The sequence below is a fragment of the Cellulosimicrobium marinum genome (assembly GCF_020551945.1).
Taxonomy (GTDB): Bacteria; Actinomycetota; Actinomycetes; order Actinomycetales; family Cellulomonadaceae; genus Cellulosimicrobium; species Cellulosimicrobium marinum.
Map to the genome: position 1 here is coordinate 143,979 of NZ_JAJBZH010000007.1, position 26,072 is coordinate 170,050.

General features: G+C 74.9%; 27 protein-coding genes and 1 tRNA gene. 22 read left to right on the plus strand and 6 right to left on the minus strand.

Going from position 1 to position 26,072, the window contains the following annotated elements; genetic code table 11:
• Nucleotides 1-374 precede the first annotated feature (374 nt).
• Genes LGQ04_RS15545 through LGQ04_RS15560 form a run of 4 tightly spaced genes read left to right on the plus strand, consistent with a single transcriptional unit; the run spans nt 375 to nt 6,852 of the window.
• The gene (locus LGQ04_RS15545; RefSeq protein ID WP_308016418.1) at nt 375-4,094 is read left to right on the plus strand and encodes an Rne/Rng family ribonuclease; all 3,720 of its coding nucleotides are present in this window, start codon (nt 375-377) and stop codon (nt 4,092-4,094) included.
• Entirely contained in the window at nt 4,091-4,720 is a 630-nt protein-coding gene (locus tag LGQ04_RS15550; protein WP_229244876.1) for a GNAT family N-acetyltransferase, read from the plus strand. The genes LGQ04_RS15545 and LGQ04_RS15550 overlap by 4 nt, the downstream gene beginning before the upstream one ends.
• An 8-nt stretch (nt 4,721-4,728) precedes the next feature.
• Nucleotides 4,729-6,159, plus strand: coding sequence for a 5'-nucleotidase (locus tag LGQ04_RS15555; RefSeq protein ID WP_229244877.1), 1,431 nt, complete (start codon nt 4,729-4,731; stop codon nt 6,157-6,159).
• A gap of 30 nt (nt 6,160-6,189) precedes the next feature.
• Nucleotides 6,190-6,852 (plus strand): thymidine kinase, encoded by a 663-nt coding sequence (locus tag LGQ04_RS15560; RefSeq protein WP_308016419.1) that lies wholly within the window; start codon nt 6,190-6,192, stop codon nt 6,850-6,852.
• Here LGQ04_RS15560 and LGQ04_RS15565 read toward each other — a convergent pair.
• Nucleotides 6,801-7,361, minus strand: a complete 561-nt coding sequence (locus LGQ04_RS15565) for a protein-L-isoaspartate O-methyltransferase family protein (RefSeq protein ID WP_229244902.1) — start codon at nt 7,359-7,361, stop codon at nt 6,801-6,803. The two genes, LGQ04_RS15560 and LGQ04_RS15565, sit on opposite strands and share 52 nt — an antisense overlap.
• 325 nt (nt 7,362-7,686) lie before the next feature.
• Between LGQ04_RS15565 and rplU the strand changes: the two genes are divergently transcribed.
• From rplU to LGQ04_RS15625, 12 genes are all read left to right on the plus strand, one after another.
• Nucleotides 7,687-7,995: a 50S ribosomal protein L21 gene (rplU, locus tag LGQ04_RS15570; protein WP_229244903.1), complete on the plus strand. Its 309-nt coding sequence runs from the start codon at nt 7,687-7,689 to the stop codon at nt 7,993-7,995.
• Between the two features lie 83 nt (nt 7,996-8,078).
• Nucleotides 8,079-8,336, plus strand: coding sequence for a 50S ribosomal protein L27 (gene rpmA, locus LGQ04_RS15575; RefSeq protein ID WP_229244879.1), 258 nt, complete (start codon nt 8,079-8,081; stop codon nt 8,334-8,336).
• 138 nt (nt 8,337-8,474) lie between these two features.
• Nucleotides 8,475-9,995, plus strand: a complete 1,521-nt coding sequence (obgE, locus tag LGQ04_RS15580) for a GTPase ObgE (protein WP_229244880.1) — start codon at nt 8,475-8,477, stop codon at nt 9,993-9,995.
• An 88-nt stretch (nt 9,996-10,083) separates the two neighbouring features.
• The gene (gene proB, locus LGQ04_RS15585; protein ID WP_229244904.1) at nt 10,084-11,211 is read left to right on the plus strand and encodes a glutamate 5-kinase; all 1,128 of its coding nucleotides are present in this window, start codon (nt 10,084-10,086) and stop codon (nt 11,209-11,211) included.
• A 79-nt stretch (nt 11,212-11,290) separates the two neighbouring features.
• A complete protein-coding gene (locus tag LGQ04_RS15590; protein WP_229244881.1) occupies nt 11,291-12,640 on the plus strand; it encodes a glutamate-5-semialdehyde dehydrogenase in 1,350 nt (449 codons plus the stop codon).
• 179 nt (nt 12,641-12,819) lie between these two features.
• Nucleotides 12,820-12,975: a hypothetical protein gene (locus LGQ04_RS15595; RefSeq protein WP_229244882.1), complete on the plus strand. Its 156-nt coding sequence runs from the start codon at nt 12,820-12,822 to the stop codon at nt 12,973-12,975.
• A 39-nt stretch (nt 12,976-13,014) separates the two neighbouring features.
• The gene (gene nadD / locus LGQ04_RS15600; protein ID WP_229244883.1) at nt 13,015-13,620 is read left to right on the plus strand and encodes a nicotinate-nucleotide adenylyltransferase; all 606 of its coding nucleotides are present in this window, start codon (nt 13,015-13,017) and stop codon (nt 13,618-13,620) included.
• Nucleotides 13,613-14,719 (plus strand): hypothetical protein, encoded by a 1,107-nt coding sequence (locus LGQ04_RS15605; protein WP_229244884.1) that lies wholly within the window; start codon nt 13,613-13,615, stop codon nt 14,717-14,719. Before nadD ends, LGQ04_RS15605 begins: the two co-directional genes overlap by 8 nt.
• Before the next feature lie 22 nt (nt 14,720-14,741).
• A complete protein-coding gene (gene rsfS / locus LGQ04_RS15610) occupies nt 14,742-15,182 on the plus strand; it encodes a ribosome silencing factor (protein ID WP_229244885.1) in 441 nt (146 codons plus the stop codon).
• Nucleotides 15,179-15,859, plus strand: a complete 681-nt coding sequence (locus tag LGQ04_RS15615; RefSeq protein WP_229244886.1) for a histidine phosphatase family protein — start codon at nt 15,179-15,181, stop codon at nt 15,857-15,859. Before rsfS ends, LGQ04_RS15615 begins: the two co-directional genes overlap by 4 nt.
• A gap of 66 nt (nt 15,860-15,925) precedes the next feature.
• Nucleotides 15,926-15,998, plus strand: a tRNA-Ala gene (locus LGQ04_RS15620).
• 159 nt (nt 15,999-16,157) lie between these two features.
• Nucleotides 16,158-16,691 (plus strand): hypothetical protein, encoded by a 534-nt coding sequence (locus tag LGQ04_RS15625; protein WP_229244887.1) that lies wholly within the window; start codon nt 16,158-16,160, stop codon nt 16,689-16,691.
• 41 nt (nt 16,692-16,732) lie between these two features.
• Here LGQ04_RS15625 and LGQ04_RS15630 read toward each other — a convergent pair whose 3' ends face one another.
• Entirely contained in the window at nt 16,733-17,176 is a 444-nt protein-coding gene (locus LGQ04_RS15630) for an iron chaperone (RefSeq protein WP_229244888.1), read from the minus strand.
• Nucleotides 17,177-17,397: 221 nt separating this feature from the next.
• Here LGQ04_RS15630 and LGQ04_RS15635 point away from each other — a divergent pair, with 221 nt between their 5' ends.
• From LGQ04_RS15635 to sigJ, 4 genes are all read left to right on the plus strand, one after another.
• On the plus strand, nt 17,398-18,645 hold the full coding sequence (locus LGQ04_RS15635; RefSeq protein ID WP_229244889.1) for an MFS transporter: 1,248 nt from the start codon (nt 17,398-17,400) through the stop codon (nt 18,643-18,645).
• Between the two features lie 9 nt (nt 18,646-18,654).
• Nucleotides 18,655-18,891: a hypothetical protein gene (locus LGQ04_RS15640; protein ID WP_229244890.1), complete on the plus strand. Its 237-nt coding sequence runs from the start codon at nt 18,655-18,657 to the stop codon at nt 18,889-18,891.
• Between the two features lie 114 nt (nt 18,892-19,005).
• Entirely contained in the window at nt 19,006-19,602 is a 597-nt protein-coding gene (locus LGQ04_RS15645; protein WP_229244891.1) for a carboxymuconolactone decarboxylase family protein, read from the plus strand.
• Complete coding sequence (gene sigJ, locus LGQ04_RS15650; RefSeq protein ID WP_229244892.1) at nt 19,599-20,501, plus strand: RNA polymerase sigma factor SigJ; 903 nt, start codon at nt 19,599-19,601, stop codon at nt 20,499-20,501. Before LGQ04_RS15645 ends, sigJ begins: the two co-directional genes overlap by 4 nt.
• Here the strand turns inward: sigJ and LGQ04_RS15655 are convergent.
• Nucleotides 20,488-20,706 carry an SCO4848 family membrane protein gene (locus tag LGQ04_RS15655; protein WP_229244893.1) on the minus strand — a complete coding sequence of 73 codons (219 nt, stop codon included), beginning with the start codon at nt 20,704-20,706 and terminating at the stop codon, nt 20,488-20,490. The genes sigJ and LGQ04_RS15655 overlap by 14 nt on opposite strands.
• Before the next feature lie 184 nt (nt 20,707-20,890).
• Here LGQ04_RS15655 and LGQ04_RS15660 point away from each other — a divergent pair, with 184 nt between their 5' ends.
• Nucleotides 20,891-21,697: a siderophore-interacting protein gene (locus LGQ04_RS15660; RefSeq protein WP_229244894.1), complete on the plus strand. Its 807-nt coding sequence runs from the start codon at nt 20,891-20,893 to the stop codon at nt 21,695-21,697.
• Nucleotides 21,698-21,710: 13 nt separating this feature from the next.
• Here the strand turns inward: LGQ04_RS15660 and LGQ04_RS15665 are convergent, their stop codons facing one another.
• Nucleotides 21,711-22,817, minus strand: coding sequence for a fatty acid desaturase family protein (locus tag LGQ04_RS15665; protein ID WP_229244895.1), 1,107 nt, complete (start codon nt 22,815-22,817; stop codon nt 21,711-21,713).
• 142 nt (nt 22,818-22,959) lie between these two features.
• Nucleotides 22,960-23,913, minus strand: a complete 954-nt coding sequence (locus LGQ04_RS15670; RefSeq protein ID WP_229244896.1) for a helix-turn-helix domain-containing protein — start codon at nt 23,911-23,913, stop codon at nt 22,960-22,962.
• A gap of 90 nt (nt 23,914-24,003) precedes the next feature.
• Here LGQ04_RS15670 and LGQ04_RS15675 point away from each other — a divergent pair, with 90 nt between their 5' ends.
• Entirely contained in the window at nt 24,004-24,153 is a 150-nt protein-coding gene (locus LGQ04_RS15675) for a hypothetical protein (RefSeq protein ID WP_229244897.1), read from the plus strand.
• A gap of 104 nt (nt 24,154-24,257) precedes the next feature.
• Here LGQ04_RS15675 and mqo read toward each other — a convergent pair whose 3' ends face one another.
• A complete protein-coding gene (mqo, locus tag LGQ04_RS15680; protein ID WP_308016420.1) occupies nt 24,258-25,775 on the minus strand; it encodes a malate dehydrogenase (quinone) in 1,518 nt (505 codons plus the stop codon).
• Between the last annotated feature and the right edge of the window lie 297 nt (nt 25,776-26,072).

A 26,072-nucleotide genomic window follows, 5' to 3' on the forward strand; every position in this document is an offset into this window, starting at 1 on the left:
CGCACCGCTTGTGACTATGTTCACAAGGTCTGGGGACCTTGGTCCCGCCGCCGTCGGACGAGCGTCCCGACGGGCGGTGCGTGTCGGCGGGGCCGGTCGGCCCCCCTGTGCGATACTGGGCGGACCGGTCGGGCACCGCATCGCCCACCGGCACCACGTGCCCGCAGCAGCCGCGAAGCGGCCCGCGGAGCGCCGCCCCGGGGCGAAGGGCCCGGACCGGCAGGCGCCCGCGCCGCACCGCCAGCCGCGGCCGTGACCGACGACTTCCGTCGCGGGGGAGACGCGCTCCGGTGCGCTCTTCCCCGGCGACGACCGACCGCCCGAGGGGCCCGCACGGTGCGGGGTGGGTCCGCGGGCAAGCAGGAGCACGACGCGTGACGCTCGACAGCACCTCAGACAGCACGACCGACGCGACCTCGGGCCCGGCCACGCCGGCCGAGAGCACGGGCACCGCCCCCGGTCGCAAGCCCGCCCGACGGCGCGCCACCCGCAGCGCCGCCCCGCCCGCCGCGGAGCCCGCCACCCCGCAGGCCGCCGCCCCCGCCGAACCCGCCGTCCCGGTCGCGGACCAGGCCCCGGAGCCCGTCACCCCGTCGGAGCCCGCCGCCACGAAGGCGCCGCGCCGGTCGCGGCGCGCCACGCGCGCCACGACCACGGCCGCCTCGGGCGAGACCGACCAGCCGACGCCGCCCGTCACCGACGCGCCCCCGGCCGCCGACGGGCCCGACGCCCCGGCCGCGTCCGCCGAGGCGGGCACGCCCGACGCCGCGGAGCCGGCTCGCGCGACGCGCGCCCGTCGAGGCACGAAGTCCGCGGGCAAGGCCACCACGAAGGCCACCACGAAGCCCACGACGAAGGCCACCACGAAGGCGTCGACGAAGCGTGCCGCGGCGACGTCCGACGTGACACCCGAGACCGCACCCGACGCCGAGGCCCCCGCCACGCAGCCCGCGCCCGCGCTCGACGTGCTCTCCGAGTTCGGCCTCACCGCCGCCCCCGGCGACGCGCCGGCCGAGGCGCGCGGCACGACCGCCGCGCCGGACGCCGACGCCCTCCTCGGGGCCGTCGACGAGCCCCGTCGCCCGCGCCGCTCCGGCCGCCGCTCCGGCAAGGCCGCACCGGTCGAGGCGGCGCAGGAGGCGCCGTCCGTCCAGGTGCCCGCCGACGAGCAGACCGAGCCGGCCCCGCAGGCCCCGGCCGAGCCCGCCGCGGAGAAGAAGAAGCCCGCCCGCCGCTCGCGCCGCGCCACCGCCGCCTCCGGGCCGGCGGAGTCCGCGGCCCCCGGGGAGACCGTAGGGGAGACCGCGGGCACGTCGGACGCGCCCGCCGTCGACGCGGCAGGTCCCGACACCGCGGGTGCCGCCGCGACCTCCGAGGCGGCCCCGGCCGCCGACGGGGCGGCCACGTCCGGGCGCACGCGCCCTGCCCGCCGATCCCGTCGCGCGACGTCGGCGCCCCAGGGCGACGCGCCGGAGACCGCGGCACCGCAGGACGCCGTCGCCCCGAGCGCGACGGGCGCCGAGACCACGGCCGCCGCGCAGGACGCCGCGGGCGCGGCTGCCGACGCGACGCCGTCGCGCTCCACCCGCCCGGGCACCACGGCGACGACCGGCTCGGGCGACAAGCCGCGTCTCGCGACGACCGCGCTGCTGTTCCAGGCGCCGGACCCGGCGGCTGCGCCGCGCCGTCCCCGCCGCGCGCAGAGCCCGGCGGGCCCGCCGCGCCACCACGACGCGGCCCCGGCGGACGCCGGGCGCACCTCCGAGACGCCGGCTCCGACCGGTACGCCGGCGGACGCCGGGAAGGCGTCCGCGACGCGCGACGCCGCTCCCGCCGCGACGCCCGACGCCGCGACGCCCGACACCGCGACGGTCGGCACCACGGAGTCTGCCGCCAAGACCGTCGCCACCGGCAAGCCCGTCGCCACCGACGTCGTGCTCACCGGTGAGGACCGCGCCGCCGTCGAGGAGATCGAGCTCATCGAGAGCGAGCTCGTCGCAGAGGGCGTCGACCTTCCCGACGACGAGTTCGGGCCGCAGGACTTCGCCGAGGTCGAGGACGCCGTGGAGCCCGGCGACGAGGGCGCCCCGCGCCGTCGGCGCCGTCGCGGGGGCCGCGGTCGTCGTGGCCGCCCGGACAACGGTCGTGACTCCGGTGCGGACGACGCGCCCGAAGGGCAGGACGCCGCGGCGGATCCCGCCGCCGAGGACGAGACCCCCGCGGACGCGGAGGCCGAGGCGACCGAGCAGGCCGAGCCCGCCGAGGGCGAGAACGGCGAGGAGAGCGGCTCGTCGCGTCGCCGTCGGCGCCGCCGTCGCGGCGGTCGCGGCGAGCCCGGCGAGGGCTCGTCGTCGCGCCAGCGTCCGCGCGAGCGCAGCCTGTCGGACGAGGTCACGGCGCTCAAGGGGTCGACGCGCCTCGAGGCGAAGCGCCAGCGCCGCCGCGAGGGCCGTGACGCGGGCCGTCGCCGCCAGATCATCACCGAGGCCGAGTTCCTCGCGCGCCGCGAGGCGGTCGAGCGGGCGATGGTCGTGCGGGAGACGGGCGGCCGCACGCAGATCGCCGTGCTCGAGGACGGCGTGCTCGTGGAGCACTACGTCTCGCAGCAGTCGCAGGCGTCGATGGCCGGCAACGTCTACCTCGGTCGCGTGCAGAACGTGCTCCCGAGCATGGAGGCCGCGTTCATCGACGTCGGCAAGGGCCGCAACGCGGTGCTGTACGCCGGCGAGGTGAACTGGGACGCCGTCGGCCTGGAGGGCCAGCCGCGCCGCATCGAGCAGGCGCTGAAGTCGGGCGACACCGTCCTCGTGCAGGTCACGAAGGACCCGATCGGCCACAAGGGCGCGCGTCTCACGTCGCAGATCACGCTCGCGGGCCGCTACCTCGTGTACGTGCCCGGCGGCGGCATGACCGGCATCAGCCGCAAGCTGCCCGACACCGAGCGCAACCGCCTGAAGAAGATCCTCAAGGAGGTCGTGCCCGACGGCGCGGGCGTCATCGTGCGCACCGCCGCGGAGGGCGCGAGCGAGGACGAGCTGCGCGCGGACGTCGAGCGTCTGCGCGGCCAGTGGGAGACGATCGAGAAGAAGGCGAAGGGCGCGTCGGCGCCCGCCCTGCTGCAGGGTGAGCCCGACCTCGCGATCCGCGTGGTCCGCGACATCTTCAACGACGACTTCAGCTCGCTCGTGGTGCAGGGCGACTCCGCGTGGGGCGAGATCTCGTCCTACGTCGAGGAGCTCGCCCCCGACCTGCGCGAGCGCGTCTCGCGGTGGACCGGCACGAACGACGTCTTCACGGTGCACCGCGTCGACGAGCAGCTCGCGAAGGGGATGGACCGCAAGGTCTGGCTCCCGTCGGGCGGCTCGCTCGTCATCGACCGCACCGAGGCGATGACGGTCGTCGACGTCAACACCGGCAAGTTCACCGGCTCGGGCGGCACGCTCGAGGAGACCGTGACGCGCAACAACCTGGAGGCCGCGGAGGAGATCGTCCGCCAGCTCCGGCTGCGCGACATCGGCGGCATCATCGTCATCGACTTCATCGACATGGTCCTGGAGTCGAACCGCGACCTCGTGCTGCGCCGTCTCGTCGAGTGCCTGGGCCGCGACCGGACGAAGCACCAGGTCGCCGAGGTGACGTCGCTCGGGCTCGTGCAGATGACGCGCAAGCGCGTCGGCCAGGGTCTCGTCGAGGCGTTCAGCGAGACGTGCGAGCACTGCCACGGCCGTGGCTTCATCGTCCACACCGACCCGGTCGAGAGGTCGGGCGGGAACGGCCAGGGCAACGGCGGCGGGTCGTCCGACGACGGCGGCGAGAGCAAGCGCTCGCGTCGCAAGCGCGGCGGGTCCGGCTCCGGCGGTGCGGGCGGTGCGTCGTCGTCGGGCGCGTCGAAGGACGCGATCACGCTGCCCCACGCGGGCGTGCCCGTCCTGCCCGAGGTCTCCTCGCAGGCGCGCGAGGCCGTCAAGGCGACGCTCGCGACCATCGCGGCCGCCGCCGCGCACGCCCACGAGCACGAGCACGGCCACGAGCACGCCGACCAGGGTGCCCCGGGGCCCGACAGCACGACGGGAGCGCCCGAGGGCGAGGAGTGACGACTGTCCCGACCTACGGCGTCGGGCCCGGGGTGCGGCTGCGCGGCTGGACCGCGCCGGACCTCGCCGCGTTCCGCGACTGGATGCGCCCGCACCACGAGTGGCACCGGTGGGACGGCCCGTACTACCCCGTGCCCGACGACGCGGCGGCGGCCGCGCTCGTCGCGCGCCTCGCGCGGGACGCGGCCGACCAGGCCTCCCGTCCTGGCGGGCTGGGCGCGGACGGTCTCCCGCCGCGGCGCGTGGTGGTCGCGGACGCCGACGACCGCCTCGTCGGCACGTGCTCCTGGTACTGGGAGTCCGTCGAGACGCAGTGGGCCCGTACGGGCGTGACGGTCTACGACCCCGCCCGGCGGGGGCGCGGCGTCGGTCGGGCGGCGCTCGCGGCGTGGACGACGTACCTGTTCTCGGTCACGGACTGGGTGCGGCTCGACCTGGCGACGTGGTCCGGCAACCACGCCATGCTGCGGGCCGGCCGGGCGGTCGGCATGGTCGAGGAGGGGCGGTTCCGGCGCGCCCGCGTCGTGGACGGCGAACGATACGACGCGGTGGTGCTCGGCGTGCTGCGCGAGGAGTGGGAGGGACGTCCGGGCGACGTTCCGGCGGACGGGCCCGGCCTGGCATAGTGCGCCCCATGGGTTACGACCTCACGGGCCGACTCGTCGTCGGCGTCGCCTCGTCCGCACTGTTCGACCTCACCGACTCCGACCGGGTGTTCCGCACCGACGGGGAGGCCGCCTACCGGGCGTTCCAGGAGGAGCACCTCGACGACCCGCTGCGCCCGGGGGTCGCGTTCGGGTTCGTCCGTCGGCTCCTGGCGCTGAACGACCTGGCACCGGCGGACGACCCGCTCGTCGAGGTCATCGTCATGTCGCGCAACTCCCCGGAGACGGGCCTGCGGGTCATGCGCTCCGTGCGCCACCACGACCTCGCGATCACGCGGGCGGTGTTCCGCCAGGGGCACACGCCGTACGAGTTCATCCGCCCGCTGCACATGGACCTGTTCCTCTCCGCGGACGAGGCCTCGGTGCGCGACGCCGTGGACCGCGGCCTGCCCGCGGGCTACGTGCTCGACCCGACCTTCGCGGACGAGGACGGCGACGAGCTGCGCATCGCGTTCGACTTCGACGGCGTCCTCGCCGACGACTCCTCGGAGCGCTCCTTCCGGGCGGGCGACCTGGAGGGCTACCGCCGCCGGGAGGAGGAGCTCGCGGACGTGCCCCTGGGTGGCGGCCCGCTGCGCGACCTGCTCGTCGGGATCCACCGGGTCCAGGAGGTCGAGCGGGCCCGCCGCGCCACGGACCCGGCGTACGTGCCGCGCGTGCACGTCGCGCTCGTCACGGCCCGGTCCGCGCCCGCGCACGAGCGGGCGGTCGCGACGCTGAAGTCGTGGGGCGTCGCCGTCGACGACGCGTTCTTCCTGGGCGGGGTGGACAAGTCGGGGATCCTCGAGGTCCTGCGGCCGCACATCTTCTTCGACGACCAGCGCGCGCACGTGGAGTCGGCACGTCGGGCGGCACCGAGCGTCCACGTGCCGTACGGCGCGCTCAACCGGACCGGGTCTCCCGCTCCGGCGCCGGTCCCGGCACCCTCGGTGCCGGTCTCGACGGCACCCTCGGCGGCACCGTCGACGGCGCCCGCGACGGACCCGGCGGCAGTCTCGTCGGCTCCGTCGGCGGCTCGTCCGGTGGCCACGGCGTCGGGCACGTCGAGCGATGCCTCGCCGGGCGGGCGGACGAGCGGGCCGACCGAGACGGCGGGCCGGGACGCGGACCGCGCGGACGCCGACCCGGCGCCCGCGGGGGGCGCGGTGCCGTTCGCGGTCCCCGTACCGGGCGTCGTCGGCATGTCCCCGGTCGTGCCGGCCCGTCCGGGCACCAAGGAGATGCCGACGGTCGTCCGCGCGCCGGAGCTCACCGTGCTCGGGCGGCCGCCCGCGGACCCCGCTGCCGCCGGGGAGGCCTCGCGCCGGTCGCGGCGCGAGGAGGGACGCACGGACGACACGCTGCCCCCGCCGAGCCCGCTCCCGATGCGTCAGCCCTCCGGGCTCGCGCGGCACCGGTAGGTCGGGATGCTCGCGGCGGGGCCCGCCCCGGTGAGCGGGGAGCGACCAGGACCGCGCGGCCGGGTCGAGGTCGTGTGCGGCCCCATGTTCGCGGGCAAGACCGAGGAGCTGCTGCGGCGGGTGCGGCGCGCCCAGGTCGCCGGACGGCGCGTGATGGTGGTCGGCCACGCGCTCGACACACGCCGAGGGAGCGGCACCGTGAGCACGCACGACGGGCGCTCGGTGGCGTCCCGCACGGTGGGTGACGCCCGCGCGCTCGAGGCGCTCGCCCGCGACGAGGGCCCGTGGGACCTCGTCGCCGTGGACGAGGCGCAGTTCTTCGGCGCGGGTCTCGTCGACGTCGTGCAGCGGATCGCCGACGCCGGTGCCGTGGTCGTGGTCGCCGGGCTCGACGTCACGTACGACGCGAGGCCGTTCGAGCCGCTGCCCGCCCTCGCCTCCCGCGCGGAGCGGGTGGACCGCCTCACGGCGGTGTGCGCGGTGTGCGGCGACGACGCGGCGTTCCACGTCCGCAGCGACGGCCGGCCCCGGGGGAGCGACGCGCTCGCCGCCGACGCCTCGCACGTCGGGGGCGCGGACCGCTACGAGGCGCGGTGCCGTGCGCACCTCGGCGCGGCGCCGTGGCGGGACGGGGCGTCCGGTCAGCCCGCGGAGCCGTCGGGCGGGTCCTCGACGAGCGGCACGAACGAGTAGGTCCCGTGCTCGGTCGCGCGCACGTCGTCGGCGCCGCGCTCGACGAGCGTCATCGTGTGGCGCACGGGCACGACCATCCGTCCCCCGACGGCGAGCTGGTCCACCAGGGCGCGGGGGAGCGCGTCGGCCGCAGCGGAGACGAGGATCCGGTCGAACGTCTCGCCCGGGCGCCCGAGCACGCCGCGGCGGGCCGTGGTCACGCTCGCCGACGGCGCGCGGGCGCGGGCGACGTTCGCCGCCCCCCAGGCTGCGATCTCCGGGTGGCGCTCCACCCCGACGACCTGCCCGGCCGGGCCGGCCAGGCGGGCGAGGAGCGCCGTCGTCCAGCCCGAGCCGGAGCCGACGTCGAGGACCCGTGCGCCGGGCGGGACGTCGAGGAGCCGGAGCATCGCGGCGACGGTGGAAGGCTGGGAGCTCGTCTGGCCGTGGCCGATCGCGAGCGGCCGGTCCTCGTCCGCGTGGCGGCGCTGGTCGCGGGGCAGGAAGGACCGGCGCTCGACGGCGAGCATCGCCTCGGCGACCCGGTCGGGGCGCGACGGTTCGGGGTGCACGGTCCCACCTCCGCTCCCAGGCTGGCACGGTCGACACCCGTTCGCCCGCCTGCGCGCCGCTCGCCCAGCACCGCCCGCGTGACCGCCCGCGCGCCATCTGGTCCGCCCGCGCGCCATTTGACCTGTCGCCTGCGGTTCCGTAGTCTTGAACGTCGGCGCGCCCAGGCGCGCCGGTCCCGTGTGCCCACGGACGGTTCGCACTCGCACGCCGCGGCGTTGCCCGAGTTCCCAAGACGTCCCCGCCGTGACGAGCACGCCAAGACTAGGAGAGATGAGCAGCAACGTGGTGTACGCGATCGTCAAGGCCGGTGGCCGTCAGGAGAAGGTTTCCGTCGGCGACATCGTCGTGGTGGACCGGGTGTCCGCCGGGGTCGGTGAGTCCGTGGAGCTGCCCGCTCTCCTGCTCGTGGACGGGGAGAAGGTGACCACCGACGCCGCGAAGCTCGCGAAGGTCAAGGTCACCGCCGAGGTCGTGCGGGACGAGAAGGGTCCGAAGATCACGATCCTGCGGTACAAGAACAAGACCGGTTACCGCCGTCGCCAGGGTCACCGTCAGCAGCTGACCCGCCTCAAGGTCACCGGCATCAAGTGATCTTCCGCGGCGCGAGGTAGCCGGGCCACGGCCCGTCCCCGCGTCGTCCGGCACCCTCCCCCTCGTACGAAAGCAGGTCCGTCATGGCACACAAGAAGGGCGCGAGCTCCTCGCGCAACGGTCGCGACTCGAACGCCCAGCGCCTCGGCGTGAAGCGCTTCGGCGGTCAGGTCGTCAAGTCGGGCGAGATCATCGTCCGCCAGCGCGGCACGCACTTCCACCCCGGTGACAACGTCGGCCGCGGTGGCGACGACACGCTGTTCGCCCTGACCGCGGGCGCGGTCCAGTTCGGCACCCGTCGCGGCCGCAAGGTCATCGACGTCGTCGCCGTCGAGGGCTGACGCGACGCCGACACCGGCAGACTTTCCCGCAGGAGGGGCGCACCGTGGCGGTGCGCCCCTCCTGCTGTTCCACCCCGGCCCCACCCGGCGGACGACCGCCGCCCCGCGCACCCTGCGCACCTGCGAGAGGATCACCCCATGGCCACCTTCGTCGATCGCGTCGTGCTCCACGTCTCCGGCGGGAACGGGGGCAACGGCTGCGCGTCGGTGCGCCGCGAGAAGTTCAAGCCCCTCGCCGGTCCTGACGGGGGCAACGGCGGCGACGGCGGGACCGTGCGCCTCGTCGTCGACCCCCAGACGACGACGCTCCTCGAGTACCACCACTCCCCGCACCGGCACGCGACGTCCGGCACGCAGGGGATGGGCGACGACCGCGACGGCGCGAACGGCGGCGACCTCGTCCTGCGCGTTCCCGACGGCACCGTCGTCAAGGACACGGACGGCACCGTCCTCGCGGACCTCGTCGGCACGGGCGCCGAGTACGTCGTCGCGGAGGGCGGGCGCGGCGGTCTCGGCAACGCGGCCCTGTCGTCACCGCGCCGCAAGGCACCCGGGTTCGCCCTGCTCGGCGAGCCGGGCGAGGAGCGCGACGTCGTCCTCGAGCTCAAGACCATCGCCGACGTCGCGCTCGTCGGCTACCCGAGCGCCGGGAAGTCGTCGCTGATCGCCGCGATCTCGGCCGCGAAGCCCAAGATCGCCGACTACCCGTTCACGACGCTCGTGCCGAACCTCGGGGTCGTGCAGGCCGGCGGCGCGCGGTACACGGTCGCGGACGTCCCCGGGCTCATCCCGGGCGCGAGCGAGGGCAAGGGCCTCGGCCTGGAGTTCCTGCGGCACATCGAGCGCACGGCCGTGATCGTGCACGTGCTCGACTGCGCCACGCTCGAACCCGGCCGCGACCCGGTGAGCGACCTCGACGTGCTCGAGGGGGAGCTCGCCGCGTACGCGGGCGACCTCGAGATCGAGGGCGGGCGCGTGCCGCTCATGGAGCGCCCCCGCATCGTCGTGCTCAACAAGATCGACGTGCCCGAGGCGCGCGACCTCGCCGACCTCGTCAAGCCCGACCTCGAGGCGCGCGGCCTGCGGGTCTTCGAGATCTCCACCGCGAGCCACGAGGGCCTGCGGCCCCTGACGTACGCGCTCGCCGAGATCGTCGCGGCGGCGCGCGCCCAGGCCCCCGCGCCGGAGCCGACGCGCGTCGTGCTGCGGCCGAAGGCGGTCGACGAGGCGGGCTTCACCGTCTCGCGCAAGGGCGGCGCGACCGACTACTGGTTCCAGGTGCGCGGCGCGAAGCCTGAGCGCTGGGTGCGTCAGACGGACTTCTCGAATGACGAGGCCGTCGGCTACCTCGCCGACCGGCTCGCGCGGCTCGGGGTCGAGGAGAAGCTGTTCGCGGCGGGCGCCGTCGCGGGTGACGAGGTCCGCATCGGGACGGACGCCAACGCCGTCGTGTTCGACTGGGAGCCGACCCTCATGACCGGTGCCGAGCTCCTCGGCGGACCGCGCGGCTCGGACAACCGTCTGGACGAGCGCCTGCGCCCGACCCGCTCGGAGAAGCGTCGCGAGCACCACGAGCGCATGGACGCCAAGGCCGAGGCGCGCCGCGAGCTGTGGACCGAGCGCGAGGCCGGCACGTGGACCGACCCCGACGCCGACTGAGTGCGGTCCCACCCGGTCCCCGCGTCCTGCCACGTGAAATCGGCAGCGCCGCACGGCCCCGGACGGCGATGATGGGGCGGTGAACGCCCTGTCCTCGCGGTCCCAGATCGCCACCGCGCACCGTGTCGTCGTGAAGATCGGCTCCTCCTCGCTCACGGGCCCGGACGGCCACCTCGACCTCGCGGCCCTGCGCGCGCTCGTGGACGTCCTCGCGGCACGACGCGCGGCGGGCGGGCAGGTCGTGCTGGTCACGTCGGGCGCGATCGCCGCGGGCATCGGGCCGCTCGGGCTCTCGGCGCGGCCGCGCGACCTCGCGACCGCGCAGGCGACGGCGTCGGTGGGGCAGGGGATGCTCGTGGCGCGGTACGCGGAGGCGTTCGCGGCGCACGGCCTGCGGGTGGGACAGGTGCTGCTCACGGCGGAGGACACGGTGCGCCGCGGGCACTACCGCAACGCGCAGCGCTCGCTCGAACGGCTGCTCGACCTCGGTGTCGTGCCCGTCGTCAACGAGAACGACGCCGTCGCGACCGACGAGATCCGGTTCGGCGACAACGACCGCCTCGCCGCGCTGGTGTCGCACCTCGTGCGCGCCGACGCCATGGTCCTCCTGACCGACGTCGACGGCCTGTACGACGGGCCGCCGTCGCGTCCCGGCACGCGCCGCATCCCGGAGGTGCTCTCGCCCGCCGACCTCGCCGGGGTCGAGGTCACGGGGCGGGGGAGCGCGGTCGGCACGGGCGGCATGCTCACCAAGCTCGAGTCCGTGTCCATCGCGACGGGCACGGGCATCCCGGTCGTGCTCACGCAGGCGCAGAACGCGGCCGCGGCCCTCGCGGGCGAGCCGGTCGGCACGTGGTTCGCCGCGACGGGGAAGCGGACCACGCGCCGTCGGCTCTGGCTCGCCCACGCGGCGCGCACACGCGGGCGGCTCGTCCTGGACGACGGCGCGGTGCGGGCCGTGCAGGGCGGCCGGGCGTCGCTGCTCCCGGCGGGGGTCACCGCGGTCGAGGGCGAGTTCGACGCGGGCGATCCCGTCGAGCTCGTCGCGCCGGACGGCCGGGTCGTCGCCCGCGGGCTCGTCGCGTTCGAGTCGCGGGACATCCCGGGCCTGCTCGGCCGTACGACCGGCGCACTGCGCGAGGAGCTGGGGGAGGGGTACGACCGCGAGGTCGTGCACCGCGACGACCTCGTCCTCGTGCGCAGGCGCACCCGCTGACCGGACGCCTCGCGCCGCCCGGCGACCGCCCGCTGGACGGCGCTCCCCGCCGCGCGGCGCGCGGTCGTAGGCTCGGGACATGACCACCATCGACGACGCCCGCGTCACCGAGTCCGCCAGCAGCCCCGCGTCCGGGGCCGACGTCGCGGGCCCGGGCCCCGGGACCGACGTCGCCACCGCGGTGGAGGACGTCGCGCGCCGCGCCAAGACGGCGTCGCGGGTCCTCGCGACCGCGACCCGCGCGACGAAGGACGCGGCGCTCGAGGCGCTCGCGGACGCGCTCGTGGACGCGGCGGACGAGATCGTCGCCGCGAACGCCCTCGACCTCGAGCGCGGCCGGGCGAACGGCATGGCCGCGGGACTGCTCGACCGTCTCGCGCTGACGCCCGACCGCATCGGTGCCATCGCGGACGCGCTGCGCGAGCTCGCGGGCCTGCCCGACCCGGTCGGCGAGGTCGTGCGCGGGTCGACGCTGCCGAACGGGCTGCGGCTGCGCCAGCTCCGGGTGCCGATGGGCGTCGTCGGGATGATCTACGAGGCGCGCCCGAACGTCACGGTCGACGCCGCGGGGCTGGCCCTCAAGAGCGGCAACGCGGTGATCCTGCGCGGCGGTTCGGCGGCCGCGAGCTCGAACGAGGTGATCGTCGGGGTGCTCGCCCGCGCGCTGGAGGCCCAGGGCCTGCCGGGCGACCTCGTCCAGTCGATCGACGCCCACGGCCGCCCCGGCGCCGTCGCGCTCATGCACGCGCGCGGGCTCGTCGACGTCCTCGTGCCGCGCGGCGGCGCCGACCTCATCCGGACGGTCGTGCGCGAGTCGACCGTGCCCGTCATCGAGACCGGCGTGGGCAACGTGCACGTGTACGTCGACGCGAGCGCCGACCAGGCCATGGCGCTCGAGATCCTCCTCAACGCGAAGACGCAGCGCGTCGGGGTGTGCAACGCGGCGGAGACGTTGCTCGTCCACGCCGACGCCGCGGACGACTTCCTCCCGGCGGCGCTTGCCGCGCTGGGGGAGGCGGGCGTCGTCGTGCACGGCGACGACCGGACGGCGGAGCTCGCCCCGGACGGCGTCGAGGTGCTCCCCGCGACGGACGAGGACTGGGCGACGGAGTACCTCGCGCTGGAGATCGCGGTGCGCGTGGTCGACGACCTCGACGCGGCGATCGAGCACGTGCGGGCCTGGACGTCGGGGCACACCGAGGCCATCGTCACGCGCGACCTGCGCGCGACGGAGCGGTTCGTGGCCGAGCTCGACTCCGCCGCGATCATGGTCAACGCGTCCACGCGGTTCACCGACGGCGGCCAGCTCGGCCTCGGCGCCGAGATCGGGATCTCGACCCAGAAGCTCCACGCGCGGGGCCCGATGGGTCTCGCGGAGCTCACGACGACGAAATGGGTCGTGCACGGCGACGGTCACGTTCGTCCCTGACGCCCGGTGCGTCGGAAAGTTCCCGGTACCGTCCGGACCGGGTGCGCGGGCGGCCGTGAGACACTGGTCGCCGACCGGCGCCCGGCCGGTCGCCCGCGTGCCCCGGCCCGCGGACCCGAACTGCACCGCCCGGGCCGGTTCCACGCTCCGGCCCGGGGACGACTCTCGAGGAGGACGTCGTGATCCCTGCCGTCGTGCTGGCCGCCGAGGAAGGCGCCGAGGCCGCGTCGCACCTGCCCATCCCGCCGCTGGCGTACGGTCTGCTCGCCTTCGGCGGGCTCGTCGCGCTCCTGCTCGTCACGTACGCGTTCCGCAGCGTCGGCACGCGCCACTGACCCCGGTTCCGAGGGACGACACCGCAGGATGAGCCACCGATGACCGCGCCGACGACCCGGGTGGGGGTGATGGGCGGCACGTTCGACCCGATCCACCACGGCCACCTGGTCGCGGCGAGCGAGGCGGCGGCGCGGTTCGACCTCGACGAGGTCGTGTTCGTCCCCACGGGTCGGCCGTCGTTCAAGCAGCACCAGCAGGTCAGCCCGGCCGAGCACCGCTACCTCATGACGGTGATCGCGACGGCGTCCAACCCGCGGTTCACGGTGAGCCGGGTCGACGTCGACCGGCCCGGGCTCACCTTCACGGTGGACACCCTGCGCGAGCTGCGCGACTCGCGGCCCGACGCCGAGCTCTTCTTCATCACCGGCGCCGACGCGATCGAGCAGATCCTGACCTGGAAGGATGCCGACGAGCTGTGGAAGATGGCACACTTCGTGGCTGTCTCGCGACCGGGACACCGGCTGAGCGTCGACGGGCTGCCGCCCGGCGTGGTCACGATGCTCGAGGTGCCGGCGCTCGCGATCTCGTCGACGGACTGCCGTCGACGCGCGCACGCCGGCCAGCCGGTGTGGTACCTGGTGCCGGACGGGGTCGTTCAGTACATCGCCAAGCACGGTTTGTATCGAGGTCAGCACGATGAGTGACAACGGCAGCAACATGCAGCCCGTCCGCCCGCTCACGCGGCGCGAGATCCGCGAGCGGGAGCAGGCGGCCGCCGCGCAGCGGGCGGCCGAGCAGGCGACGCCTCCCGGCGCGCCCTCGGGTGGCGCCGCGTGGCCGACCGCCGCGGGCCAGCGCCCTGCCGCGCCGCCGCCTCCCGCACCGTCCCGTCGGTCGATGCGCGAGTCGACGGGCGCGACCCAGCACCCGGCGCAGCCCACGGTGGTGCGCCCGCCCGCGGCGTCGGGCGGGATGCGCGGTCTCGACGAGACGGGCCGGCTGACGCCCGTGCAGGAGACCGCGGAGCGCCACACGATCCGGCCCCAGGCCCAGGCCCAGGCCCCGGCTCCGGCGGTCCCGACCCGGACGAGCTCCCGGACCCCGGCTCCTGGTCCGCGTCCCGCGGCCCCCGGCGCGAGCGGGCCGGTGCGCCCCTCGACCCCGGCGGGCGACGCGTTCGGCGGGCCGTCGGGACGGACCGTCCCCGGTTCGGCGCCGACCCCGTTCCCGCAGGGAGCCCCGCGGACCGAGAACACGCAGCCCCAGCCTCAGCGCATGTCGGCCTTCGCGAGCTCCACGGGCGCGACGACGGCTCCGCGGCCGGACGCCCCGGCACCCTCGCCGTGGGACCAGGGTCGCCCCGCCGGGCAGGCCGCGCTCGCGCCGGGCCACGCGCCCGAGCCGACGGCCGCCCTCCCGTGGGCGGCGATCACCTCCGGCTCGGCGCCCGAGCCCGCGGCGTCGCAGCGTGCGGCGTCGAGCGCGTCCCCGTTCCCGCCCGCGGCCGGTGCCGGCCCGGACGGCCCTGCCGCCGCGGGGGGCGACGACCTCTTCCCGCGGGTCCGCTCGCGCGACGAGGAGGAGGGGGCGGACGAGCACGACGAGACGCCGGAGGAGGTCCGGGGGCCGTCGTACACGTGGCTGCACTACCTCATCCTCGTGGCGGTGGCGTTCGTCCTCGGGCTCCTCGTGTGGGAGCTCATCTCGCAGGACGACCCCGGCCCCGCGACCGAGGCGCTCGCGCCCGCGACGGTGGTGACGACCGACCCGGTCGCGCTCGCCGGACCAGACCTCGGCCGCTGACCGGCCACGACGAAGGAGACTCGTGACTGCTACCGAACGGGCCGTCGAGCTGGCGGTCGTGGCCGCCCGCGCCGCGTCCGACCGCAAGGCGGAGGAGATCATCGCGCTCGACGTGAGCGAGCAGCTCGTCCTCACGGACGTGTTCCTCATCGCGTCGGGGACGAACGAGCGGCAGGTCGCCGCCATCGTCGACGCCGTCGAGGAGGCGATGTTCAAGGCCGGCGCGAAGCCCATCCGGCGCGAGGGCAAGCAGGAGGCCCGCTGGGTGCTCCTCGACTTCGGCGACGTCGTCGTGCACGTGCAGCACGCCGAGGACCGGGTGTACTACGCGCTCGAGCGCCTGTGGAAGGACTGCCCGGTCGTCGAGCTGCCCGCGGACGCCCGCGGCGGCGACGGGACGGCCGCCGAGGGCGACGACACCGGCGACGGCACGATCCGGCTGGCGGGGGAGCCGCTCGCGTGACGGCGGGCACCGTCGTCCTGCTCCGCCACGGCCGCACGGCCTACAACGCCACGATGCGCCTCCAGGGCCAGGTCGACATCCCGCTCGACGCCGTGGGGCAGTGGCAGGCGGAGGAGGGGGCGAAGGCGCTCGCGAGCGCGCACCGCGCGACCTGCGTCGTGTCCTCCGACCTGGTGCGTGCCGCCGACACCGCGCGGGCCTACGCGGGCGCCGTCGGGACGGACGTGGTGCTCGACGCCCGGCTGCGCGAGCGGGGCTTCGGCGAGTGGGAAGGGCTGACGGGCGAGGAGATCTCCGCGCGGTGGCCGGACGAGCACGCGGCCTGGCGTCGTGGCGAGGAGCCGACGCGCGCGGGCGCCGAGACCCGGGACGAAGTCGCGGGCCGGATGCACGAGGCCGTCACCGAGCACGTCGAGGCGCTCGGCCCCGACGACACGCTCGTCGTGGTCTCGCACGGTGCGGCGATCACGCTCGCCGTCACGGCGATGCTCGGGCTCGACCCCGCGGGGTGGCGCGGCATGTTCGGACTGCACAACGTCCACTGGTCCCACCTGCACCGTTCCGGGCCGGCGTCGGTGCCGCCGTGGCGTCTCGTGGCGCACAACGTCGGCGCCGGGTTCCCGCTCGACCACTGGAACGCGGGACCGGATTGGAACTTGGAGCCGGTTTCTGCGTAGACTAGCGACGCTCCGCAGGACGGGAAACCGCCCGGAAGAGCATCCCACCAGGACTTTCAGGTCCACGGGGCTGTGGCGCAGCTGGTAGCGCACCTGCATGGCATGCAGGGGGTCAGGGGTTCGAGTCCCCTCAGCTCCACCGATCAGAGGCCGCCTCGGACACTTCGGCAGAAGGGTTCGAGGCGGCTTTCGTCATGGAGTGGGACGGTTCCGCTCCGCCTGTTCGATCACCTCGTGCGCCGCAGCGACGAGGCGCCGGTCGACCGGTCGCGCCCGGGCCGACCACTACGCTCTGCCCATGGCCAGCGGCACGACGGACGAACCGTCGCCCCGTCCGTACCGACCGATCCGGCAGAACTCGCCCCTTGGATGGCTTCTGCGCGCGCTCTCCCGGCCGAGCGCCGGGCAGTTCGACCGCGCACTCGGCGCCGATCCTCGGTCGGACCAGCGCCTGGGGCTGCTGCGAAAAGCATCGTCGTCGGCGCGAACCGTCCTGGTCAGCGTAGCCGCCGTCGGTGTCTTCGTGGCGTTCTTCCGGGGCGGGCGCATCGAGGATGTCGACGGGTGGACCGACGGTGACATGCTCTTTGCCTCGGTCGTCCTGCGGGCGACGCTGACCTCCGTGGCGCTCTTGCTGCCACTTGCCGTGATCCTTCGTTCGCGCCAGCGCGCGGCTGAGCGCGATCACGATGCGTGGTTGCGCGGTTCCCGCACACGGAAGGCGAGCCCGTTCGTCCCCGACCCGAGGTCGCAGCCTCGTCACAGGGACCTTGTCGTGTCGTGCGCGGTCTGCGCGGTGTGCGCCGTCCCGGTCTGGTCGCTCTTCTGGTGAGCTGTCCTCCGGCCGGGCGGCGGTGAGGCGCCGGTGTCGGGTCAGCCGGCGGCCGTGCGCACGAGCCGGGCGATCCGCTGCTCGTTCTCGTCGCCGATCCCGGTGAGGGCGTAGGCGGTCGGCCACATGGTCCCGTCGTCGAGCCGCGCGTCGTCGTTGAAGCCGAGCGTGGCGTAGCGGGTGCCGAACTTCGCGGCGGCCTGGAAGAAGCACACGATCGGGCCGGGCCTGCTGCCCTTCCCGGGGAGCGCCCAGGCGGGCTGCCCGTACCAGGTGCGGGGGACCAGGTGGGGAGCCTCGGCGCTCACGATCGCGTGGACGCGCTCGGCGATCTCGCGGTCCGCGTCGGGCATCTCGGCGATCTTCGCGAGGACGGCCTGCTCGCCGTCGGTCGTGGCCTTGAGCTCCTTCGCGCGCTCCTTCATCGCCGCGCGCTCCTCGGCGGTGAACCCGCCGTAGCCCTCCTCGGTGGTGGTCCGCGTCATCGCTCTCTCCTTCTCCGTGCCCGGACGTGGGTGCCGGGGTCCGACGTTCCCTCGATGCTAGGGAGCGTCCGAGCGCCCCGGCTTCTCGAAAACTGACCGATGCGCGCGGTGGTGCGTCGCGTCGTCGGGCCCGGTCCGCGGGGGCTGCGTGGCGCCCCGGCTACGCTGGGGCACGACGTCGCCCGGTCACCTCGCACCGGGCAGGACCCGGGAGGAGGCAGGTGGGCGCAGCGCCCGGCTCACCGCCGCTCTTCCCGTTCCGCAGCGTCGTCCTCGGCGCGTTCGTGCCCACTCTCGTGCTCGAGATCGGCATCGGGGCCATGCTGCCCGTCGTCGCGGTGACCGCGACCGGCCGTGGCGCCAGCCTCACCGTCGCGGGACTGGTGACCGCGCTCCTGCCGCTCGGCAAGATCCTCTTCGACCTGCCGGCGGGGTCGATCGCGACCCGGCTGGGCGACCGCGCCGCGATGCTCCTCGCGGGCGGCCTGGCCGTGGTGGCGTTCGTGACGATCGCGCTCACCACGCCCCTGTGGGGGCTGGCGGCCGGCGTGCTCGCGCTCGGGGCGTCCACCGCGGTCTTCAACCTCGCCCGCCAGGCCTACCTCACGGAGATCACCCCGCCGCTGCGCCGCGCCCGCGTGCTGTCGACGCTCGCGGGCGTGCACCGGATCGGCCTGTTCCTCGGCCCGTTCGCCGGGGCGGCGGTCATCGCGGCGTCGTCGGTCCGGGGGGCCTACTGGCTCGGGGCGGTCGCGGCGGCGGTCGCCGTCGCGGTCGTCGCCGCCGTCCCGGCGGGGCGGGACCGTGCCGACGCCCCCGCCTCGACGGGCCGTTCGCGCGCCCGCGTCGTGGACGTCGCCCGCGAGCACCGGCGTCTCTTCGGCACGCTCGGCGTCGCGATCCTCCTCGTCGCGGCGGTGCGGGGCGCGCGCCAGACCGTGATCCCGCTGTGGGGCGAGCACCTCGGCCTGGACGCCGAGGTCACGTCGCTGCTCTTCGGCGTCTCCGGGGCGCTCGACATGCTGCTGTTCTACCCGGCGGGCAAGGTCATGGACCGCTTCGGGCGGCTGTGGGTGGCCGTCCCGTCCATGCTGACGATGGCCGTCGCCCTCGCGCTCCTGCCGCTCGCGCACACCGTCCCCGCGGTCGCCCTCGTCGCGGCGCTGCTCGGCGTCGGCAACGGCATGGGGTCGGGCATCATCATGACGCTCGGGGCCGACGTCGCGCCGCCCGACGTGCGGCCCACGTTCCTCAGCGTGTGGCGTCTCTTCCAGGACACGGGCGACGCCCTCGGCCCGCTCGTCCTCTCCGCCGGGGCCGCGCTCGGCTCGCTCGCGGCCGGGGTCTGGGCGGCGGCCGCGCTCGGAGGCGCGTCGACCGCCGCGCTGCGGCGGTGGGTGCCCCGGTACTCGCCGCTCGCCGACCTCACGAGAGGAAAGTCCGTGCGCGACCCCGACGGTCCGGCCTAGCGTCGAGGGATGAGCGACGACGCGTTCCCCGACCCGTTCGACCACCACGTCACCCAGGACGGGCGCGTCCGCGTGGCGCGCGGAGGCCGCGTCGTCGTCACCGTCGCGGGGACGGCCGCGGACACGCTCGTCGCCGCGCTCGACCGCGCCGAGCGGCGGGGCGACGACCACGAGGTCCAGCTCCTGCTCGCGCGGGCCACCGGCAACTACCGGCGCGGCAACGAACGGCGCGCCCACCGGCCCTGAACCCGACCGCGAGCGCGTGACGCAGGTCACGCCCGGAGCGCGTCACGCCGGCGCACGACCGCACGTCTTCATGGCACGCACCCGCACCCGGCCGGTGCCCGGAAGGAGACCACCGTGAGCCGCATCCCCGCCGACCCGCCCCGGACCCTGCTCCAGCGCGCGTTCGCCGCCCTCTCGCGCCGCCGCTACGGGGCCGTCCTCGACCCCCTCGTGCCGCTCGGGCACCACCGCCGCGTCCTGCTCACCTACGGGCTCCTCGAAGGCGGCGCCGCGCGCTGGCGCAGCCTCGACCCGACGTACGCGGCGCTCGCGGTCATGGCGACCGCGGTGCAGATCGGGTGCTCGTGGTGCGTCGACTTCGGCTACTGGGAGTCCGAGCACGGCGACGTCGAGCCGCGCGCGCTCCACGACGTGCCCGTCTGGCGCGACAGCGACGTGTACACCGCGGTCGAGCGCCGCGTCCTCGAGTACGCCGAGGCCGCGACGGCGACACCGCCGACGGTCACCGACGAGCTGGCCGCGGCCCTCCTCGACGACCTGGGCGCCGAGGCGTTCGTCGAGCTCACCGCCCTCGTCGCGCTCGAGAACTTCCGCAGCCGCGTCAACGCCTCGCTCGGGCTGTCGAGCCAGGGCTTCAGCGACCGGTGCGCCGTCCCGGTCGGCGGGTCGCTGCGCGCCGCCGCCGCGCCGTCGGGCACGGTAGGGGAGTGAGCCGCACCCCGGGACCGGGCGCCGTCGGGCAGGACCGGCGGGTCGCGGTGTTCCAGCAGCACCGACGCCTGCTGTTCACCGTCGCGTACGAGATGACCGCGTCCGCCGCGGACGCCGAGGACGTCGTGCAGGACACGTGGCTGCGCTGGGACGCCCAGGACCGGTCGGACGTGCAGGACCCGCGCGCGTACCTCGTGCGCGTCACGACGCGGCTCGCCCTGGACCGGCTCCGGGTGCTGAAGCGACGGCGCGAGACGCACGTGGGCCCGTGGCTGCCCGACCCGCTGCTCACCACCCCGGACGCCGCCCTCCAGGTGAAGCGGGAGGTCGACGTCTCGACGGCGCTGCTCGTCGTCCTCGAGACGCTCAGCCCGCTGGAACGGGCCGTGTTCGTGCTGCGCGAGGTCTTCGACGTGCCCGCGGACGAGGTGGGCCGGGTCCTCGACCGCACGCCGGAGGCCGTGCGGCAGACGGCCCGGCGTGCGCGCGAGCACGTGCGCGCGCGCCGGCCCCGCTTCACGCCGCCCGACGCCGCGCGCCAGGACGCGACGATGGAGCGCTTCCTCGCCGCGTGCGTCACGGGCGACCTCGACGACCTCGTGCGGGTGCTCGCACCGGGCGTCGTCGTCGTGTCCGACGGCGGCGGCCGGGTGCGCGCGGCGCGTCGCCCGGTGCACGGGGTCGACAAGGTCTCCCGCCTGCTCGTCGCTCTCGCGGCGAAGCCGGAGACCACCGCGATGGACTACGAGCCCGCGACGGTCAACGGCGCACCGGGCGGAGTGTGGACGGTGGACGGGGTCGTGCGCATGGCGGCGTGCGTCGACGTCGACGGGGACCGCGTCGCCCGGGTCCTGCTGTTCCTCGACCCGGACCGCCTGTCCGGCGTCAGACGAGGGTGAGCACCCCGAGGACGCCGACGGCGACGCCGAGCACGAGCGAGACGCCGATGAGCACGGCGTGCACGGTGAGGAAGCGCGTGGCGCGGCCGTCGGCGTCGCGCGAGCGCGGGTCCTTCGCGATGCGCTGCCAGAAGCGCGGCCAGATGACGACGTTCCACACGCCGGCGACGACGAGGACGACGGACCAGAGCAGGGGAAGTTCCACGGCGTCGAGCATGCCAGGTCCGGGACGCGGCGCCGCGCGCGCGACGTGGCGAACCGGGCGCGACGGGTGTGGCCTGCGGCACATCGACCGCGGCGCCCCGGTGAGGTTAGGCTCTCCTGCGGTCGCGTGGCGCGGCGGGCGGCGGTGCGGCGCCGGGACGACCCCCGCACGTGGAGGAGTCGACGTGGCGAACTACAAGATGGTCAAGCCGACGGACGCGCACGTCCTGACGCTCGACGTCGTCCGGACCGAGCGGGTCAGCCCGAACGTCGTCCGGGTGACCCTCGGCGGGGAGGGCATGGCCCACTTCACGCCGATGGGCTTCGACCAGTGGTTCCGGCTCTTCCTCACGCGCCCCGACCAGGACGCGCTGCGTCTGCCGACCCGATCGTCCGGCATGTGGTACGTGCAGTACCTCGCCACGCCGAAGGCGCAGCGGCCCCACGTCCGCAGCTACACCGTGCGGGCCGTGCGGCCCGTGCAGGGCGAGCTCGACGTCGACTTCGTCGTGCACGGCGACGAGGGCCCGGCGTCGCGCTTCGCGCTCACCGCCGAGCCCGGCGAGCGCGTCGGACTGCTCGACCAGGGCATCGCGTACAACCCGCGCGTCGCGCACGACTGGACGCTCGTCGTCGCCGACGAGACCGGGATGCCCGCCGTCGCCGGCATCTGCGCGTCCCTGCCCGACGACGCGCGCGGCCTCGCGATCGTGGAGATCCCCGACGCCGCCGACGCGCAGGACTTCCGCGTCCCCGCGGGCGTGGAGCTGCGCTGGGTCGTTCGCGGCGACCACCACGCCCCGCCCGGTCGTCTCGCGCTGGAGACGGTCGAGAAGGCCGACCTGCCCTCAGAGCCCGTCTACGCGTACGCGGTGGGGGAGTCGACGCTCGCGACGGGGGTGCGCCGCCACCTCGTCAACGACCGCGGCGTGCCGAAGACGCACATCGACTTCGTGGGCTACTGGCGCCACGGGCACGCGGCGTCGGCCTGAGCCTCGCGGGCGGTCAGACCTTGCGCAGCTGACGGAACATCGGGCAGTCGAACGGGTCGCGTGCCGAGAGCCCGACCTCGTTGAGGTACCGGACGACGATCGCGTAGGACCGCACCAGGCTCGTCTCCGTGTACGGCAGGCCGAGCCGCGCGCAGTGGTCGCGCACGATCTCGCGCGCCCTGGCGAGGTGCGGACGGGGCATGCTCGGGAAGAGGTGGTGCTCGATCTGGAGGTTGAGCCCGCCCATGAGCACGTTCATGAACCACCCGCCGCGGATGTTGCGCGACGTGAGGACCTGCTTCGACAGGAAGTCGATCTTGCTGTCCTCCGGGATGATCGCCATGCCCTTGTGGTTCGGCGCGAAGGACGCCCCCATGTAGACGCCGAACACGGCGAGCTGGACCCCGAGGAAGGCGAACGCCATGCCGATCGGCAGGGCCCAGAAGACGACGGCGAGGTACGCGGCGAGCCGCACGGTGATCGTGGCGAGCTCGGTCACCCGCGTGCGCGTGTCCACGCGCAGCGACCCGCTGAGCAGGCTCCGGTACGCGGTGACGTGCAGGTTCAGACCCTCGAGGGTCAGGAGCGGGAAGAACAGGTACCCCTGGTAGCGGTTGATGACCGCTTTGAACCCTCGGGCCCTCGCGGCGTCCTCCCCGACGAACACGACGACGTCGGGCGAGATGTCCGGGTCCTTGCCGCGACGGTTCGGGTTCGCGTGGTGACGCGTGTGCTTGTTCATCCACCACGAGTAGCTGATCCCCACGACCCCGTTGGCGAGGATCTTGCCCACCCGGTCGTTGACGCGGCTCGACGCGAACACCTGCCGGTGTGACGCCTCGTGCGCGACGAACGCGAACTGCGTGAAGATCACCCCCAGGGCGCCGGCCATGAGGAGCTGGAACCACGAGTCGCCCAGCAGGACGAACCCCGCGACGACGCCCCCGAGGGCGAGCGTGAGGACACCGAGCGTCCACAGGTAGTAGCTCCGGGCCCGGTCGAGCAGGCCCGCGTCGCGGACCTCGCGCGACAGCGCGCTGTAGGTGCTGGTGACGGCGGACGGGTTCTCCGAACGGGGGCGGGTGGGGCGGAAGCCGGGGCGCAGTGCGGCAGAGGTCACGAGCGTCCTTGCAGGTCGGTTCGACTTCCCAGCCGCGGAGATGAGCGGTCGCTCGTCGTGAGGATGCCCCCACCCTACGGGACCGTAGGTTCGGTGTCCGCGCCCGGAGGTGAAGAAGCGGCGAAGGCTCGACCGGTCGACCTCAGGCGGCGTGCCGGAACGTCTGCCGGAACTCCGTGGGAGTGACGCCCACGGACCGCCGGAAGTGGTGACGCAGGAGAGCGGCCGAGCCGAACCCGCACCGTCGCGCCACGTCCTCCAGGTCGAGGCCCGTCTCCTCCAGCAACGCCTGCGCGTGGGCCACGCGCTGCGCGGTGAGCCAGGCGAGCGGCGTCGTCCCCGTCTGCGTGACGAACGTGCGGGCGAACGTGCGCTCCGAGGTGTGCGCGCGCCGCGCCAGGTCCCGCACGGTGAGCGGGGCGTCCAGGTGCTCCGTCATCCAGTCGAGGAGCTCGGCGAACGAGTCCTCCTCCGCCGCCGGGACGGGACGCTGGACGAACTGGCGCTGACCTCCGTCGCGCTGCGGCGGCACCACCATGCGGCGCGCGATGACGTTCGCGACGCGCGGCCCCATCTCGCGGCGCACGAGGTGCAGACACGCGTCGATGCCGGCGGCCGTGCCCGCGCTCGTGATGAGGTCGCCGTCGTCGACGAAGAGCACGTCCGGGTCGATGTCGAGGCTCGGGTGGCGTCGGCGCAGCTCGTCGGCGTGCATCCAGTGGGTGGTCACGCGACGGCCGTCGATGACCCCGGCGGCGGCGAGGACGAAGACGCCCGAGCAGACGCTGAGCATCGTCGCACCGCGCGCGGACGCGCGGCGCAGGGCGTCGAGCACCTCGTCGGGGTACGGCGTGCCGATGCGGATCGCCGGGACGACGACGAGGTCCGCGTCGTCCACGGCGTCCAGCCCGTGCGCGGGGACGAGCTGCGCCCCGACGGACGTGCGCACCGGCTCGCCCGGGTGCGGTCCGCAGACGCGGAAGTCGAAGGGCGGCACGCCCTGGTCGCTGCGGTCGAGGCCGAACACCTCGCACACGACGCCGAACTCGAACGGGGCGAGGCCGTGGCTCACCACGGCGGCGACGGTCCGGATCATGGCCCGAGGATACGACCGTGGCGGGATCTTGTCGACGCGTGTCTCTCCTGCCACTCGTGGCGCCCGGGGGCGTGGCGGGACCGTAGGGACATGGACATCTTCTGGGGCGCCGTCGCGCTCGTCATGGTCGTCGGAACGGTCGCCGTCCTGCTCGTGCGCCGCCACGAGTGCCCGGTCTCGCCCTGGTTCCCGGCAGGGGCCACGACGGTGCCGGGCGTCCCCGAGCTCGACGCCCGCTGACGCGCAGCGGGCTGCCCGCGGGCGGCGGCTGCCGGCGCGCGGACGGCGGCGGACGCACGACGGCCCGGCCCTCACGAGGAGGACCGGGCCGTCGAGGGCGGGCGTCAGGCGCGGCTGGCCGTGCCGACGTCCGTGGTGTCGGTGAGCTGGTCGAGACCCTCGAGCTCCTCGGCCTCCCAGGGGGCCTGGCCGAGGCTCGGGATCATCGTCGCGAGCTCCGGGCGCCACTTGGTGAACCGGTTCGGGAAGCAGCGCTCCAGCAGATCGATCATCGCCGGGACGGCCGTCGACGCACCCGGCGAGGCGCCGAGCAGGCCGGCGATCGACCCGTCCGCCGCCGCGATGACCTCGGTGCCGAACTCCAGGACACCCTTGCCGTCCTTGTCCCGCTTGATGACCTGGACGCGCTGGCCCGCGGTGATCGTCTCCCAGTCCTTCGGGTGCGCCGTCGGCATGAAGCCCTGCAGCGCGGTGAACTTCGTCTCGGGGGACGCGAGGAGCTGGCCCACCAGGTACTGCGTCAGGTCCATGTTCTTCAGACCGGCGCCGACCATCGAGCCCAGGTTGTGCAGGCGCAGCGACGTGAACAGGCCCAGGTACTTGCCCTTCTTGAGGTACTTGGGGCTGAAACCGGCGTACGGGCCGAACATCAGGTAGCTCTTGCCGTCGACCACGCGCGTGTCGAGGTGCGGCACCGACATCGGCGGGGAGCCGACGTCGGCCTTGCCGTACACCTTCGCCTGGTGCTGCGCCACGAGCTCCGAGTCGTCGGTGCGCAGGAACTCGCCGCTGATGGGGAAGCCGCCGTAGCCCTTGGCCTCGGGGATCCCGGCCTTCTGCAGGAGCGGCAGCGCACCGCCGCCCGCGCCGACGAACACGAAGCGCGCCTCGACGGTCGAGCGTCGCGACGGCGCGTTCCAGGACCGGTCCTTGACCGTCAGGCGCCAGCGCCCGTTCTTCGTCTTCCGGAGGTTCTTCACCTCGTGCTCGAGGAAGAGCTGCGTGCCGCTCGCGACGAGGTGGTCGACGAGCTGCTCCGTGAGCGCCCCGAAGTCGACGTCCGTGCCGCTCGTGGCACGCGTCGCCGCGATCGGCTCGTCACCGTCGCGCTCCGCGACGAGCAGCGGCGCCCACTGCGCCACGACCGCCGGGTCGTCCGAGAACTCCAGCTCGGCGAACAGCGGGTGCGTGCGCAGCGTCTCGAACCGGCGCCGCAGGTAGTCGACGTTCTCCGCGCCGCGCACGAACGTCATGTGCGGCGTGCGGGAGATGAAGCTCGCGGGCTGCGGGAGCGCGCCCGTCGTGAGCAGGTGGTGCCAGAACTCGCGCGACACCTCGAACTGCTCGTTGATCTTCACCGCCTTGGTGATGTCGATCGAGCCGTCCGCCCTCTCGGGCGTGTAGTTGAGCTCGCACAGGGCGGCGTGGCCGGTCCCGGCGTTGTTCCACGGGTTCGACGACTCCTGCGCCACCGCGTCCAGGCGCTCGTAGATGCGCACCGTCCACGACGGCTCCAGGACGTTGATGAGGGCGCCCAGCGTGGCACTCATGATGCCACCGCCGATGAGGGCTACGTCGATCTGGTCTGCGCTGCTTGCGGGGTTGCTCGCTCGACTCGACACCCCTCGATTCTACGCTTGTGACAGAGTGCACAAAGTGTGCCGTGCGTCACGGGCGTGGGTCACACTTTCGCGGGACCAACGGCCCGGACCGGGCAGGGCCGACGTCGCGCCCGAGGTAGTACGGGGGTTTGCCGAGGTAGTACCGGGGTCTGCCGAGGTAGTACCGGGGTTGCGCGAGGGAGAGCCCTGGTGCTCGTGTCCGACGGCGCGTGGTCGCCCGGGGTGTCGGGGCGGGTGGGGCGCCGCGTCTTCCCTCCGCCGCTCGTTCCTCGCGGCTCCCGCCAGACCCGCCACGAC